Genomic DNA, 14,751 nt, shown 5'->3' with positions numbered 1-14,751 from the left:
AGATGGAAGAATCGGCCAATGCGAATGACGTAACCGGCAGTTGGCCCTGTCTGCAAAACCCGGCAGCATGAACCAGAGTAAAAACAATGCCCCGATAAGATAGCGGAGATTGCTATGGCAGGCCCCCTGAACACCCTCAGAATACTCGATTTCAGCACCTTGCTCCCCGGCCCCTACGCCACCATGATGCTGGCCGACATGGGCGCTGAGGTGCTGCGGGTAGAGGCGCCAGACCGGGTCGACCTGGCCAAGGTGATGCCGCCGTTCGACGGCAAGTTCAGCACCACCTTTTCCTACCTGAGTCGGGGCAAGCAGACCCTCCAGCTGAACTTGAAGCAGCCAGGCAGCGTGGACAAGGTTAAAGAGCTGGTCAAAGACTATGACGTCGTGGTGGAACAATTCCGCCCCGGCGTGATGGACCGCCTGGGCATTGGCTATGAAACCCTCAGAGCCATCAATCCCAACCTTATTTATTGCGCCATTACCGGCTACGGCCAGACCGGTCCCTACAAAGACCGCGCCGGCCACGACATCAACTACCTGGCCATTTCCGGCGTTGCCAGCCACTGCGGCCGCGCCGACAGCGGGCCACCGCCCATGGGCATCCAGGTGGCCGACGTTGCCGGCGGCTCCCACCACGCCGTTATGGGCATTCTTGCCGCCGTTATCCAGCGCCAGCAGACCGGGCAGGGTGCCTTCATCGACATCAGCATGACCGATGCCGCCTTCGCCCTCAACGCCATGGCCGGCGCGGCGGCTCTGGCCGGCGGACAGCCCCAGAAGCCCGAAGGCGGCATGCTCAACGGCGGCACTTTCTACGATTATTACCAGACCAGCGACGGTCGCTGGTTGTCGGTGGGCAGCCTGGAGCCGCAATTCTCAGCGCGCTTATGCGACACCCTGGGCCTCAGCGACCTGAAAAGCTTTGCCCTGAGCCAGAATCCGGAGCATCAGCAAAAAATGAAAGCTGCGATTAAAGAAAAGGTGGCGACGAAAACCTTTGCCGAATGGCGCGCCATTTTCGCCGAGGTGGATGCCTGCGTGGAGCCGGTGCTGACCATCGAAGAAGCGGCGGAGCACCCGCAGATGCAGGCCAGAGGTATGGTTATTAACGCTGACCGTGGCGATGACAAGCTGCAAAGCCAGATCGGGTTACCGATCAAATTCCAGGGTGCTGCGCCAGAAACCCCTGAACTGTAAAATTCCTCGACGCGGGCCAGCAGCGCCCGCAGAAAAATCCCGGTACCCGCCCGGTTTTCCTGGTTGAAGGTGTGCGTTCTGCTAGCTTTATTAAAGTCACCATGCCGGTGACTCCGTAGTGAGCTAACACAAGGACAACACTATGAAGACAAGGAAAGAACCGAGCGGCTACAAAGCCCTCAGCCTGATAGTAGCGCTGTTAGGCAGTAACCTTCTGACGGGCTGTTCTGATAGCGAAAGCCTGGATACCAACCTGTTCCCGGCGGATGGCAAGCTTGAGGCAACCATTCGCCGGACTACGGGTGGCGTTCCTCACATTACCGCCGACAACTTGAAGTCAGCAGCGTTCGGCCATGGTTATGCCCAGACCCAGGACAACGTCTGCATGTTAGCCGAGGCAATCGTTAAGGCGAGAAGTGAGTGGGCCAAGTATTTTGGCCCGGGGCCGGATCTGGAGTTCGGGCCCGACGCCAAGGTGGGGCTGAATATCATCAACGATTTCAGCTTCAAGGCCCAGCAAATCTACGCCGGAGCAGAGACTGAATTAGCGACGTTAAGCCCGGAAAGTCGGGCCCTGATCGAGGGCTTCACCGATGGCTATAACCGTTTCGTCAAAGAGACAGACCCGGCGGATTTGCCGGCGGAATGCGCTGGCCAGGAATGGGTCAAGCCCATTACGCCGGTGGATCTGCTAGCCCACTACCGTGTGATTGGTCAGTATGCCAGCGGATCCTTGTTCGCGACCGGCGCTCTGTTTTTGGCGGTTCCCCCCGGACAAAGCCCGGCGCCAACCGTTGTAAGCTTGGGCACCAATGCCGAAGACGTGGACAGGCTCCTCGAAAACGTTGTGGCAACCGCCCGGGCTGAAGCCAGATCAATCACAAACCTCTCGGATATAGGGTTGGCCAGCAACGCCTGGAGCATCGGCAAGACCATGACCGAGCAGGGGCGTGGTGCGCTTTTGGCAAATCCGCACTTCCCGTTCACCGGACATCGCCGTCTTTATGAGGTGCAGATGACCGTGCCGGGGTATCTGAATGTTCATGGCGCCGGGCTGATGGGCACAGGAATACCGTTGATTAATTTCAACGAAAACCTGACATGGTCTCAGACCGTGACGACAAGTCGCCAGTTCACCTGGTATGAACTGGCCCTTAAGGAAGGCGATGCCCTGACCTATGTTAAAGATGGCATTGAGAAGCCGATTACCAGCGAGACTTACCAGATTGAAGTCCGCATGGCCGGGATGGCGGAGCCGCTGGTGCTGGAGCGCACGTTCTACTTCTCCGAGTATGGGCCGATGATTGCGGCAAACGCCTTCCCCGGTAATTTGCCGGCATGGGGCGATCAGGGCGTGCTCAACGATTCGGTACCTGTAGCGCACACCTATCGGGATGCCAACGCCAATAGCGGGGGACTTCTCGATACCTGGCTTCAGATGAGCCGGGCAACCAATCTTGAAGAGTTTCAGGAGGTATTCCGGAGCTGTGGATCCACGCTCTGGACCAACACAACCTATGCTGACGACCAGGGTAATGCCTTCTATATTGACAGCAGTTCGGTGCCGAACCTGTCCGGGCAAGCCATTGTGCAGGTCAATGCCCGACGTGCCGGGAATCCATTATACGCCGGCCTGTTCGATCTGGGCATCACCCTGCTCGATGGAGGATCGTCGCAGGAGGACTGGGTTGAAACCGCCTGTGGCCCGCTGGTGTCCTATGATCAGATGCCGAAACTGGTGCGCTCAGACTGGGTGCAGAACTCCAACAGCAGCCACTGGGCAACCAATCCGGATGAGTTCCTGACCGGCTACTCCCCGTTATTCGGCCCCGAAGAAGTGCCCGTCAACGCCCGAACCCGGCTGGGCATCACGATGCTGCAGAATCCTCTGGATTCGGGCTTTACGGGTGCTCCAGTACCAGCCGGGCAAGACGGCAGATTCAATGCGAAAGAGCTGTTGGGGGTGATCTGGAACAACCGGGGCTGGTACGCCGAGCAGTTTCTGCCGGAGCTTCTTGAACGCTGCGAGGCGATTGCAGACACTCCGGTCAACAGTGTTGATCTTGCCCCCTGGTGCACGGCGTTGAGCTCCTGGGACGGGCTATACAACATGGACAGCATGGGTGCTCACATCTTCCGGGTGTTCATGGCGAACTATCTGCATGACCTGGCCACCGATCTGACCACGCCCTTCAACCCGGCCGATCCGGTGGGTACGCCTGCAGACCCATCTCCGGTGAATGCGGGTACCCCGGACGACACCATGCTGCGGGCGCTTGCCGATGGCGTCAGTGCCTTGCAGTCCCAGGGTATCTCGCCGACGGCTACCCTCGGTGACCTGCAATTCTACCGCCCGTCCGGCGGCGTGGTGCCGGGCACGGGCGGTACGCCGATATTCCAGACTGACCCCATCCCCTGGCATGGTGGCGATGAACTGGTTGACGGTGCCTTCAATGCCATCGGCGTTGCCCCTGACTTGTTTGCGGAAGACACCCGATTTCCACGGCTTGCCCCTGACACCATCCCGAACACCGCTGGCCTCTCAGACGGTTCGGATGGCGTAGAGGGTTGGTTGGTGGCGCGGGGTACTAGCTGGCACTTCGGACTGGAGTTTACCGACAACGGCCCTGAAGCCTATGGCCTTTTGAGTTACTCGCAGTCGACCGATGCCAGGTCGCCGTTCTTCAGTGATCAAAGTGAGCAGTATTCCAGGAAGGCGTATCGCGAGCTGGTATTCACTGAGGAGGATATTGAGGCGAATATTTTGCTTCAGGGGCGGACGGTGATTAGGCAGGAGTGAGAGATCGGCAACTGCTTGTGGACTCTTTGCGGGGCCTGTGATTCACCATAAAAAAAGCCCCGGCATGTGCCGGGGCTATACTCATTAAGCTAATTTACACTGAGCTTTATTGGGCTTTGTCCTGGTCCAAAGCGCGGTCCAGAGTTGGGCTCACGCCAAGAGACAGGCCGATGGCGCCAGCAGCTTGCGGGCCTACCTGTAACGCTGCGTCAGAGCCAAAGGCGAAGCCTGATCCTGATACGGCGCCAACAGTTTGAGCGATCATGGCAGTGAAGGCAGTGCTGGTGATGGCTTTGCCGCCCTCACAGCTTTCATTGTCGACAATCGGTCCCACGAAAGTGCCGTGATTGGCCTCGGTGCAGGGGTTGGTACCGGCAAAGAAGGAAGCCGCGGGCAACGCCTTGGTTCCACTGCTGTCGGAGTCGACAAGCGCCAATCCTTCAGTTCCATCTGCCAGCTTCAATCCGCCTTTGCCAATATCCATCAGGGCCATCATTGGCTCTGTGCCCGCCAGTGGTGCTGGGTAAGCGTTGCCAAGAGGGTTGACGTTTGCCTCGTTCGGAACCGTGCTGTCACCGGTCACTGAGGTGATGAGTAGATTGTCAGTTGAATTTCCAAGCTCCAGTGAGAAGTTTACCGAGTCAGTACCATCAACCACGGACTGGAATACGTAGAAGAAGTTCTCGAAGTTTGAGGTCTTCTGCGTAATGCCGTTGGCAGCTAGGCCGTCAAGCAGATCCCCGGAACGAGTCTCGGAATTTTCCAGCAAGCGGGTGACCTGGCCTCCGGTATTGTGCAACACAACGGAGTCCAGCTTTGGGTAGGTAATGCTCTTACCCGCTGACTGATACAGGCCATTAAGTGTTCCGTTCAGTGCCGTATCATTGCTGAGTGCGGCAAATACGGTACCTGAGATGCCACCGAGAGAATGGCCGATAAAGTTGACTGATGCCACATCTTTAAGGATGGGGTCATTCAATCCATCCGGCTCACCAGTGGGGGCGCCCGCTTGATCGTAACCCGTCACATCAATTATTGGCATCAATTTTACTGTTGCCGCAACGTTGATGAGGTCAACCACGCTCTGACGCAAGTTGTCTCGGCCATTGAGCATGTTGCCAGGGTTAATAAAGAGGCTTCCAGACGACACTGCGGTAATTTCCGCTGCGCTCTTTGCGGCAATGCCAGCTGCCGCCATATCTCTGGTGAAGCCAAAGTGACGTTCCCCGGTATAATCGGCCGCGAGCAGCTTGCTCATGCCGTCAACTTGCAGGCAGGCGAACTGGGTGGTGTCTGAGGTATTTGGATCTGCAAGGTTTGCATCACTGCAAGCTACAGGAACATTTGCTGCGCCACCAAGAGCTGTAACATAGGCTTGGAGTGTTCCTTGGGCATTTGCCAATACGGCACTTTCATCCAAAGGCGTCAAGCCGGGAACCGACCCGACGGTGCTTCCACCAAGGCCGTGAAGTGGCTGGTCAATAGCGACAACAGCCTGGCAACTTTGTTGTGCCAGGAGAATTGCCGGAAGCATAGACACGCTGCGATCGACAGTGATGCCGTGCTGGAAAATAGTGATGCCGTTAGGTGCGACCGGATCATTACAGATCGTTGGACGCTCATTAATATCTGTCGTATCGGGATCATCCAGCGATGGCAGGAATACAACAACCGGCACAGTAGTATTAGCTTGCTTCTCCGGGAATGGGAAGTTGCCGTTTACGTTTAGAGGGCCAACGGAGCCATCAGCGTTCTTGCCATCGCGTAGGAACTGGAATACGTCGTTGCCATCCGGGCTGAGGGCGCTATTCAGGTTTGCTTCCAGAGTAGTGTTGCCCTGCCAGCTACCGTCGGTAAGGCCGCTACCCGAAGTGCCAGGCAGATGCTGGAAGTACGGCAGTTGGATCGCCCCTTCGGCAACAGTGACCTGTTTTGCAGCTTCTACAATCGGGTTTGGTGTTCCGGTTTGACCTGCCTGAAATGCCAGTCCTTGAATGGTCAGCAGGTCAGTTGCTGGCTTGTTGCCCAGGAACAGGTTCGGGCGTGGCTGTGGTAGGTGAATGGTTCCGTTAAGTACTTCATTCGTAACAGCAGCCGTGAGTTTTGCTTCAGTCGTAATGGTAGACAGTTGACCAAGTTTGCCAATGACCTGTTGCTCCTTGAGCGGCAGTGTGCTGATGTCCAGCTGGCCCGCGCCCACTAGTGCGGCCTTAGCTCCCAAATCTTTAAGTTTTGTGGTCAGTTCAGAAAAATTAAGGTCGGTATAGACGTCTCTGACCGCTTTCAGCTGCGCAGTAAAGCCGATCTGTTGCCCCAGTTTTGTTGAAGAGACAAGAGGGGTCATCATCGTCCGCAGAACCTGTGAGTCTGCGTTCGTCGTAAATGTATAGGCAAGTGCCACTTCTTGACCGGCGGCTGTCAGTATCGAGCTTCCCAGATTATTCAGGCCGCTGACAATGGCCTTGACATTAGCGAGAGCTGGGTTGCCCAGCACGCCTTCTGCAAGAGCTCTACCCTGAACAGATTGATCAATACTCTTGTCATTGGCCCCTTTCACGCCATCGCCAATCAGTACAAGGTACTTGCGTCCTTCTTCGAGTGGTTCGAGTGGGGTAATGCGAATGGCATTATTTGAGCCGTTATCAACGTTTACGGCTTCCGCCCGGAACTTGGGCTGACTCGCATCTGGAGCAAGTCCGGCTATATCGGCAGGATTGACCGCAGGAAGAGCCAGTTCTGCCGGTGTGCCTTTGAGGGGTGAGTCTGTTTCAAGCGCAATGAGAAACACAGTTTGCCCAGCCAAGACAGAGCCTGCATTTAACTCACCGTCAAAACGGACGTTAAAGGCGCTGGTTGTAGAAAAACCCGACAAGCTATTTAGTGCACTTCTTACTGGCTCAGGGCCAGATGCGGGTGCGGTGAAGTCGTGGTGTGGGCTCTGGGTCGCACCCAGTAGCAGCAGCAGGTCAAAATGTGTCGGTACGCTGAAGTTTTCTGATAGCGGGTTAGGATCGAATATCGGACGTACTAAACTGCGATCGATGGTCGTGTCGGTGATCTTATAATCCGGATTCGCATTACCCCCATCGTTGGCGCTATCAAAGCAGCCAGTCAACCCAAGGGAAGAAGCCACGGCAAGACTTATTAGAGTTTTCTTGAACATGGGTGAAACCTTTTCCTGTTGTTGTGTCGTTATATCCGGCGTAGACGGAGCCGGTCTTCCCCGGAAATCCGTGCTTTTGCCTGTTCTGCTTGTTTGTCTGAAGTTGTAGCCAGCACGTAAAGCCAATTACTGTATCGTCGACTATAGCGACAGTCTGGCAAGTGTTGATCAGCCAAAAGTGTGATTCTGCTTTTGGAATCCCTCCTCGCACAGTTGGAGTGGCCTCTCAGAAAAATAGTGGGCGGTGGTGGGTTTGTCGAGTTCCGCAGGGCACAGACTACAGGCTTTTAACAATTTGTTTCGAAACAGTCCGATAACTGCCATTCATTCTGTCTTGGCTGATCATGGATTGTTCGCCTTCCGTCGCATCACTCGCGCGCGGGAATTTCTGGTAAACTCTCGCTTCCTTATATAGCAGGGGCTGCTTTGGCGGCTCCGCGCACTTCCGATAATCAGAAAGCTGATGAGGCGACTATGACCACCGTGATCCGCCAGGACGACCTGATCGAAAGCGTAGCCGATGCGCTGCAGTTTATTTCCTACTACCACCCGAAAGATTTTATTCAGGCCGTGTACGAGGCCTATCAGCGGGAAGAGTCCCAGGCAGCCAAAGATGCCATTGCCCAGATTCTGATCAACTCCCGCATGTGCGCCCAGGGCCATCGCCCGATCTGTCAGGACACCGGTATTGTGACCGTGTTCGTGAACATCGGTATGGATGTGAAGTTTGAGTGCGACATGGCGCTGGACGACGTCATCAACGAGGGCGTGCGCCGTGCCTACACCCATCCGGACAATGTGCTGCGCGCCTCCGTGCTGGCCGATCCGGACGGCAAGCGCCAGAACACCAAAGACAACACCCCTGCCATCATTCATTACAAGATGGTGCCTGGTAACACGGTCGAAATCCACGTGGCGGCCAAGGGCGGCGGCTCTGAAGCCAAGTCCAAGTTTGCCATGCTGAACCCGTCGGATTCGGTGGTGGACTGGGTGCTGAAGATGGTGCCGCAGATGGGCGCTGGCTGGTGTCCGCCAGGCATGCTGGGTATCGGCATTGGTGGTACCGCCGAGAAGGCGATGGAGCTGGCCAAGGAAGCCCTGCTGGAGCCGATCGATATTCACGATCTGCAGGCCCGTGGTGCCTCCAACCGTTCGGAAGAGCTGCGCCTGGAGCTGTTCGAGAAGGTCAACGAGCTGGGTATCGGTGCCCAGGGCCTGGGTGGCCTGACCACGGTGCTGGATGTGAAGGTCAAGGATTTCCCGACCCACGCCGCCAACAAGCCGGTGGCAATTATTCCGAACTGTGCGGCTACTCGCCACGCGCACTTTGTGCTGGATGGTACTGGCCCGTCTCTGCAGACTCCGCCGAGCCTTGAAGACTGGCCGGAAATCACCTGGGAAGTGGGCGCTAACGTACGCCGGGTAAACCTGGACACCGTCACCCCGGAAGATGTGAAGGACTGGCAGCCGGGCGAGACGGTTCTGCTGTCCGGCAAGATGCTGACCGGCCGTGATGCGGCCCATAAAAAGATGGTGGACATGATCGAGCGCGGCGAAGAGCTGCCGGTGGATCTGAAAGGCCGCTTCATTTATTACGTGGGCCCGGTGGATCCGATTCGTGAAGAAGTGGTTGGCCCTGCTGGCCCCACTACCGCGACCCGGATGGACAAGTTCACCCGCACCATGCTGGACAAGACCGGCCTGACCGGGATGATCGGCAAGGCTGAGCGTGGCCAGGTCGCCATCGACGCCATTAAGGAGTTCGGTGCGGTGTATCTGATGGCAGTCGGCGGTGCCGCTTACCTGGTATCCAAGGCTATCAAGGGTGCCGAAGTGGTGGCCTTTGAAGAGCTGGGTATGGAAGCCATCTACGAGTTCGAGGTGGAAGACATGCCGGTGACCGTGGCGGTGGATTCTCGCGGCAGCTCTGTACACCAGACCGGTCCGGTTGAGTGGCACGACAAGATCATTGCGGCTAAAGCGTTGTGATCTGACGTTCTGCGGAGCAAAAAAAACGGGCCCTGATTGTGATGATCAGGGCCCGTTTTGTTTTCACTTCACGCCATCAGGCGGGGCTGACTACAGGCGCAGGGCGCCGTCGACTTCGATCATGCGACCGGAGACGTAGTCGTTCTCAAAGATGAAGGCGACGGCGGAGGCGATTTCGTTCGGCTGGCCCATGCGCTTAAGGGGAATGCCGGCGGTCATTTTCTCCAGGGCTTCGGGCTTCATGGAGGCGGTCATTTCGGTTTCGATGAAGCCTGGGGCGATGCCCATGCAGCGGATGCCGTAGCGGGCCAGTTCTTTGGCCCAGACCGGTACCAGGGCGGATACGCCGGCCTTGGCGGCGGAGTAGTTGCTTTGGCCCATGTTGCCGGCGCGGGAGATGGAGGCGATGTTGATGATCACGCCCTGATCGCCGTTGTCGATCATGCGGGTGGCAGCTTCACGGCCGCACAGGAACACGCCGGTGAGGTTGACGTCGATCACCGACTGCCACTGGCTCAGTTCCATGCGCTTGTCGAGTTTGCCATCCTTGAATTTGACCAGCAGGCCGTCGCGTAGGATGCCGGCGTTGTTGACCAGTCCGTTGAGGTGGCCGAAGTCGTTGACGATCGCCTGGAAGGTTTGTTCGACGTCTTCTTCTTTGGCGACGTTGCAGACGTAGGTTTTGGCGTCGCCGCCAGCTTGTTTGCAGGCGTCGGCGGCTTCGGCCAGTTTGTCTTCCATCAGGTCGATGAGGGCGACGTTGGCGCCTTTCGCAGCCAGGTATTCGGCCATGGCGCGGCCCAGGCCCTGACCGGCGCCGGTGATTGCAATTACGGAGTCTTGAAGTTTCATGGTTTGCCCTTAGTTACTCTTACAACGTATTTAGGTTTAACTGTGCGCCCATGGTCTGCCCGGCCTGTGGGTTTGGCTACAGGCCGTTTTTCGTTTTTAGGGCTGGGAGTATACCAGACCTGACTGAACACACCTTCTTGTCCGTGAGGCCGTCATGCCAGTTTTCCTCTTTCTTTTTATCATCATGCCCATCGCCGAGATGGTGGTTCTTATCAAGGTGGGCGGCTTGATCGGGGTGGTGAACACCATCGGGCTGGTGTTGCTGACCGCGGTGATTGGTGCCTGGCTTCTGCGCCAGCAGGGGTTGGCAACGCTGTTGCGGGCGAATCAGCGGTTGAACAGTGGTGAGTTGCCGGCCAGGGAGGTGGCCGAGGGGCTGATTCTGGCTGTCGGCGGTGCCTTGTTGTTGACGCCGGGGTTCATCACCGATGCGGTGGGTTTTGCCTGCTTGCTACCGGGGTCGCGGCATTGGTTGGCGGCCAAGGCGCTGAAGCGGATGACGGTAGCGGGGCAAAGCCGGGGCTTTACCTTCCGTGCAGGTGGCGGTGCCGGACCATTCGGGCAGGGGCCGTTTGACGGGCATGGCCCATTTGGACCGCAGCGGCCGTTCGATCGGGATGCCAATGGCGACATTATCGAGGGTGAGTACCAGGACCAGACCGAATCCGACCGCGACAAGCTCGAAAAAAAGTGAAATTTTTTCGTCTCAGGGTGTTGAAAAGCCTTTGGTGAGCCCCATTTACATTGCACAGATTCGCTACGGGCTGATAGGCACTATCTTCAGTTGCCTGGCAGTCCGGGCAATTTGTCGGGCCGGAGCTTTCCGGTCAGACACTTTTAAACATGTAACTGTCATTGCCGCATTATTGATGTGGCTATTGGAGAAGCAGAGCAATGAAAATTCGTCCGTTACACGATCGAGTTGTCGTACGTCGTAAGGAAGAAGAAGAGAAAACTGCAGGTGGCATCGTGCTGCCGGGTAACGCCAAAGAGAAGCCTTCCCAGGGCGAAGTGATTGCTGTGGGCAACGGTCGCATTCTGGACAACGGCGAAACCCGTGCACTGGCAGTCAATGTTGGTGACACCGTGGTTTTCGGTCAGTATTCCGGCAACACCGTTAAAGTTGACGGTGAAGAGCTGCTCATTATGAGCGAAAGCGACATTTACGGCGTGCTTGAGTGATCGCGTAGGCGACACGCAGTAACGCTCATTAATCCGATGGGTTCAATTTCGGTTTAAAGAAACAGGAACAGAAGACATGGCAGCAAAAGACGTTAAATTCGGTGATAGTGCTCGTAAGCGCATGGTCGCAGGCGTAAACATCCTGGCAGACGCCGTCAAGGTTACGCTGGGTCCCAAGGGCCGTAACGTGGTTCTGGAGAAGTCCTTTGGTTCGCCGACGGTCACTAAAGATGGTGTTTCCGTCGCCAAGGAAATCGAACTGAAAGACAAGTTCGAAAACATGGGCGCACAGATGGTCAAGGAAGTTGCTTCCCAGACCAACGACAGCGCCGGTGACGGCACCACCACCGCGACGGTTCTGGCCCAAGCTATTGTTCGCGAAGGTATCAAGGCCGTCACTGCCGGCATGAACCCGATGGACCTCAAGCGCGGCATCGATAAGGGCACCATCGCTGCTGTCCAGGCGATCCGTGATCTGGCCAGGCCCTGCGATGACAATCGCAACATCGCTCAGGTTGGTACCATCTCCGCCAACGGCGACGAAAGCATCGGCAAAATCATTGCCGACGCCATGGGGCGCGTTGGCAAGGAAGGCGTGATCACCGTTGAGGAAGGTCGCGGCCTGGAAGACGAGCTGGACGTGGTTGAAGGTATGCAGTTCGACCGCGGCTACCTGAGCCCGTACTTCATCAACAATCAAGACAGCATGTCGGTAGAGCTGGATGACCCGTACATCCTGCTGGTTGACAAGAAAGTGTCTAACATCCGCGAATTGCTGCCAGTACTCGAGGCCGTTGCGAAAGCCGGTAAGCCGCTGCAGATCATCGCTGAAGACATCGAAGGCGAAGCGCTGGCGACTCTGGTTGTCAACAACATGCGCGGTATCGTCAAGGTTGCTGCTGTCAAGGCGCCTGGCTTTGGTGACCGTCGCAAGGAAATGCTGCAGGACATCGCCATCCTGACCGGTGGTACTGTGATTTCTGAAGAAGTTGGTCTGACTCTGGAGAACACCACTCTGGACGATCTGGGCACCGCCAAGCGCATCAATATCACCAAGGAAAACACCACGGTGATCAACGGTGCCGGCGCCCAGGGCGACATCGAAGCCCGTGTTGAGCAGATCCGCAAGCAAATCGAAGACAGCTCTTCCGACTACGACAAGGAAAAGCTGCAGGAACGTGTGGCCAAGCTGGCTGGCGGTGTTGCCGTCATCAAGATCGGCGCCGGTTCTGAAGTTGAAATGAAAGAGAAGAAAGCCCGCGTTGAAGATGCGCTGCATTCTACCCGCGCTGCGGTAGAAGAGGGTGTTGTCGCAGGTGGTGGCGTTACCCTGATCCGTGCCATTGCGGCACTGGACAAGGTGGAAACCCTCAACGAAGAGCAGAAAGCCGGTGTTAACATCCTGCGCCGTGCCATGGAAGCTCCTCTGCGCCAGATCGTGCAGAACGCCGGTGGCGAGCCGTCGGTTGTCGTCAACAACATTCGTGCCGGTGAAGGTAGCTACGGCTACAACGCCGCCACCGAAGAGTACGGCGACATGCTGGAAATGGGCATTCTTGACCCAGCTAAAGTCACCCGCTCTGCACTGCAGGCAGCTGCTTCCGTAGCGTCTCTGATCATCACTACTGAGGCGATGATTGCAGATGAGCCGGAAGACGAGAAGTCTGGCGGCATGCCGGATATGGGCGGAATGGGTGGCATGGGAGGCATGGGCGGCATGATGTGATGCCGGCCAGATCCCGACCAGGTCTCAGCTTCTGAGGCTTGGCCTGATCTACCTTGAAAAACCCCGCGCTGGTTCACACTGGCGCGGGGTTTTTCGTTTTTTTGTCATGAACTTGCGCTAAGGCTTTGTTAGACTCGGCTACCGGTTTCATAACGTGCAAAACTCAATGACTGAACCTCGCTCCAAGCCCTTTCTTCGTCCCGGCAAGATCTTGCTGTTGCTGATGCTTGGCCTGCTTGTCTACGGCGTTGTTCTGGTGTTTTGGGTGCCGGCCGGTTGGGTGTGGTTTCAGGCCTCCCGGTATCTGCAGTTGCCGCCCCAGGTTGAAGTGCGCCAGGTGTCTGGTCGGCTCTGGGATGGTGCGGCCGGCGTGGTAGTGGCGGGTTTTCCGGCGCGAGTGGATTGGCAACTGGGCTGGCCCTCTGTGACCGGGTGGCAATTACCGATCGGTTTTTCTCTGGCCTCGTCACAATCCCGGGTAGAGGGAGCTGTTAGCATCGGTTGGCCAGGCAATCTCGATATAAGTGCCCGAGGGCAGGTGGCGGTGGCCGAATTTGAAGACCTGATTCGCCAGAGTGGCGGCGCCATGATTGAGGGCCTGGTGAGTATTGACCGGTTGCACCTGGTCTGGGACGACAATCGGTTGCAGCAGGCGGAGGGCATCGGGCGCTGGGATGGCGGTCTGGTTACCTGGCCCATGGGCAACCAGACCGGGCAGGCAGAGTTTCCGCCGATGCAGGCTAACCTGGATACTACCGATGGCGGTGTCGCGCTGACGGTGGCAGAACAGGGTGCCAATGGCCCGGCCGCCGATGCCAGTATTCTCTGGAATGGCATGATGGAAATGCGGGTTTATAAACGTATGGTGGATCTGGCCCAGCAACCCTGGCCAGACACGGCTAGCCCTGGTGACGTGGTGTTCCGAGTGCGTCAGCCCATATTGCCGGGCGGTTTCTGAGGTGGCCTGGCTGGCGTTGCGTCATCAGGAAAGGTTGTCCCGGGTGTTGGCCAATCTGCTGCTCGTCGTCCTGGTGGTGTATCTGGGCATTGTATTGGCGAAACTGACCTGGCTGTTTGCGTGGTCTGACCGCCCGGTACCGGAGGTGCCGTCTCAGATGGCAGGGCAGTCCGCGGGGCAGAACTGGGTGCCACAGATGTCCATTGCCGGCTATGACTTCTTTGGCCGCACGGAGAGACAGGTCGGCGTGGTCGAAGCCGTGCGCCGCAGCGCCCCGGAAACCGGGCTCAGATTGCGGCTGGAAGGGGTGTTGATAGGGCAGCGACCAGAAGACTCCGGTGCTATAGTTGCCGGAAGCAATGGTGAGACCGAATACTACCGGGTGGGCGAGAGTTTGCCGGGTAATGCCGAGCTGGCTGAGGTAGAGTCAGACCGGATTCTGATTCGCCGGGGTGGTCGTTATGAGTCTCTGGCCTTTGAAGAGCAGCTGGACTCCGCGGTAATGGTTGCAGAGGCCGAGGTTCAGACGGCAGAATCGCCGGACGAGTTTCTGGCCGGCGCCCGACAACAGCTGGATGCTCAAGGTGCGTCTGCTTTGAGGGCCTACGGTTTGCAACCGGCGGATGACAGTGGTTTCTCGGGTTACGTGTACGATGGCTCTAATCCCATGCTGAATGCGGTCAACCTGCGCCAGGGCGATGTCATTACCGCTATTAACGGTCAGCGCCTGGGTGATCTGGAACAAGACAAAGCCCTGCTGGAAGACTGGCGTAGCCAGGCCCAGCTGGATATCGAAATAGAGCGCGACGGATCCATACTCACCGTCAGCTATGCCATACCCGAACAGTGGCGCTGATCGGGAACATTACAACAGGACGATA

10 protein-coding genes are annotated in these 14,751 nt (G+C 57.2%); 8 read left to right on the top strand and 2 right to left on the bottom strand.

Annotated features, from left to right (window positions below; translation table 11 throughout):
- Positions 1–114: 114 nt before the first annotated feature.
- Together C7H08_RS17205 and C7H08_RS17200 are read left to right on the top strand one after the other, a co-directional pair.
- Positions 115–1,200 carry a CaiB/BaiF CoA transferase family protein gene (locus C7H08_RS17205; RefSeq protein WP_106673439.1) on the top strand — a complete coding sequence of 362 codons (1,086 nt, stop codon included), beginning with the start codon at positions 115–117 and terminating at the stop codon, positions 1,198–1,200.
- A gap of 142 nt (positions 1,201–1,342) precedes the next feature.
- Positions 1,343–4,000: a penicillin acylase family protein gene (locus C7H08_RS17200; protein WP_106673438.1), complete on the top strand. Its 2,658-nt coding sequence runs from the start codon at positions 1,343–1,345 to the stop codon at positions 3,998–4,000.
- 106 nt (positions 4,001–4,106) lie between these two features.
- On the opposite strand, the gene C7H08_RS17195 is transcribed toward C7H08_RS17200, so the two are convergent.
- Positions 4,107–7,163 (bottom strand): MECDP-synthase, encoded by a 3,057-nt coding sequence (locus tag C7H08_RS17195; RefSeq protein ID WP_106673437.1) that lies wholly within the window; start codon positions 7,161–7,163, stop codon positions 4,107–4,109.
- Between the two features lie 474 nt (positions 7,164–7,637).
- Here C7H08_RS17195 and C7H08_RS17190 point away from each other — a divergent pair, with 474 nt between their 5' ends.
- Positions 7,638–9,152, top strand: a complete 1,515-nt coding sequence (locus C7H08_RS17190) for a fumarate hydratase (protein WP_106673436.1) — start codon at positions 7,638–7,640, stop codon at positions 9,150–9,152.
- A gap of 90 nt (positions 9,153–9,242) precedes the next feature.
- On the opposite strand, the gene C7H08_RS17185 is transcribed toward C7H08_RS17190, so the two are convergent.
- Entirely contained in the window at positions 9,243–10,004 is a 762-nt protein-coding gene (locus tag C7H08_RS17185) for an SDR family oxidoreductase (protein WP_106673435.1), read from the bottom strand.
- Positions 10,005–10,158: 154 nt separating this feature from the next.
- Here C7H08_RS17185 and C7H08_RS17180 point away from each other — a divergent pair, with 154 nt between their 5' ends.
- The 5 genes from C7H08_RS17180 (at position 10,159) to C7H08_RS17160 (ending at position 14,726) form a co-directional block, all read left to right on the top strand.
- Positions 10,159–10,698 (top strand): FxsA family protein, encoded by a 540-nt coding sequence (locus C7H08_RS17180; protein WP_106673434.1) that lies wholly within the window; start codon positions 10,159–10,161, stop codon positions 10,696–10,698.
- A gap of 200 nt (positions 10,699–10,898) precedes the next feature.
- On the top strand, positions 10,899–11,186 hold the full coding sequence (gene groES, locus C7H08_RS17175; RefSeq protein WP_106673433.1) for a co-chaperone GroES: 288 nt from the start codon (positions 10,899–10,901) through the stop codon (positions 11,184–11,186).
- 76 nt (positions 11,187–11,262) lie between these two features.
- Positions 11,263–12,912 carry a chaperonin GroEL gene (gene groL / locus C7H08_RS17170; RefSeq protein ID WP_106673432.1) on the top strand — a complete coding sequence of 550 codons (1,650 nt, stop codon included), beginning with the start codon at positions 11,263–11,265 and terminating at the stop codon, positions 12,910–12,912.
- A 166-nt stretch (positions 12,913–13,078) separates the two neighbouring features.
- Positions 13,079–13,870, top strand: coding sequence for a type II secretion system protein N (gene gspN / locus C7H08_RS17165; RefSeq protein ID WP_106673431.1), 792 nt, complete (start codon positions 13,079–13,081; stop codon positions 13,868–13,870).
- 1 nt (position 13,871) lies between these two features.
- Positions 13,872–14,726: a type II secretion system protein N gene (locus C7H08_RS17160; protein WP_106673430.1), complete on the top strand. Its 855-nt coding sequence runs from the start codon at positions 13,872–13,874 to the stop codon at positions 14,724–14,726.
- Positions 14,727–14,751 lie beyond the last annotated feature (25 nt).

The organism is Marinobacter halophilus, from assembly GCF_003007685.1.
GTDB classification, from domain to species: Bacteria; Pseudomonadota; Gammaproteobacteria; order Pseudomonadales; family Oleiphilaceae; genus Marinobacter; species Marinobacter halophilus.
This window is presented reverse-complemented; position numbering and strand designations above follow the sequence as displayed.

Excerpts from the sequence above, each read along its gene's own strand:
- C7H08_RS17180 (WP_106673434.1), top strand. The coding sequence starts at position 10,159 with ATGCCAGTTTTCCTCTTTCTTTTTATCATCATGCCCATCGCCGAGATG.
- C7H08_RS17185 (WP_106673435.1), bottom strand. The coding sequence starts at position 10,004 with ATGAAACTTCAAGACTCCGTAATTGCAATCACCGGCGCCGGTCAGGGC.
- groL (WP_106673432.1), top strand. The coding sequence starts at position 11,263 with ATGGCAGCAAAAGACGTTAAATTCGGTGATAGTGCTCGTAAGCGCATG.
- groES (WP_106673433.1), top strand. The coding sequence starts at position 10,899 with ATGAAAATTCGTCCGTTACACGATCGAGTTGTCGTACGTCGTAAGGAA.
- C7H08_RS17200 (WP_106673438.1), top strand. The coding sequence starts at position 1,343 with ATGAAGACAAGGAAAGAACCGAGCGGCTACAAAGCCCTCAGCCTGATA.
- gspN (WP_106673431.1), top strand. The coding sequence starts at position 13,079 with ATGACTGAACCTCGCTCCAAGCCCTTTCTTCGTCCCGGCAAGATCTTG.
- C7H08_RS17195 (WP_106673437.1), bottom strand. The coding sequence starts at position 7,163 with ATGTTCAAGAAAACTCTAATAAGTCTTGCCGTGGCTTCTTCCCTTGGG.
- C7H08_RS17205 (WP_106673439.1), top strand. The coding sequence starts at position 115 with ATGGCAGGCCCCCTGAACACCCTCAGAATACTCGATTTCAGCACCTTG.
- C7H08_RS17190 (WP_106673436.1), top strand. The coding sequence starts at position 7,638 with ATGACCACCGTGATCCGCCAGGACGACCTGATCGAAAGCGTAGCCGAT.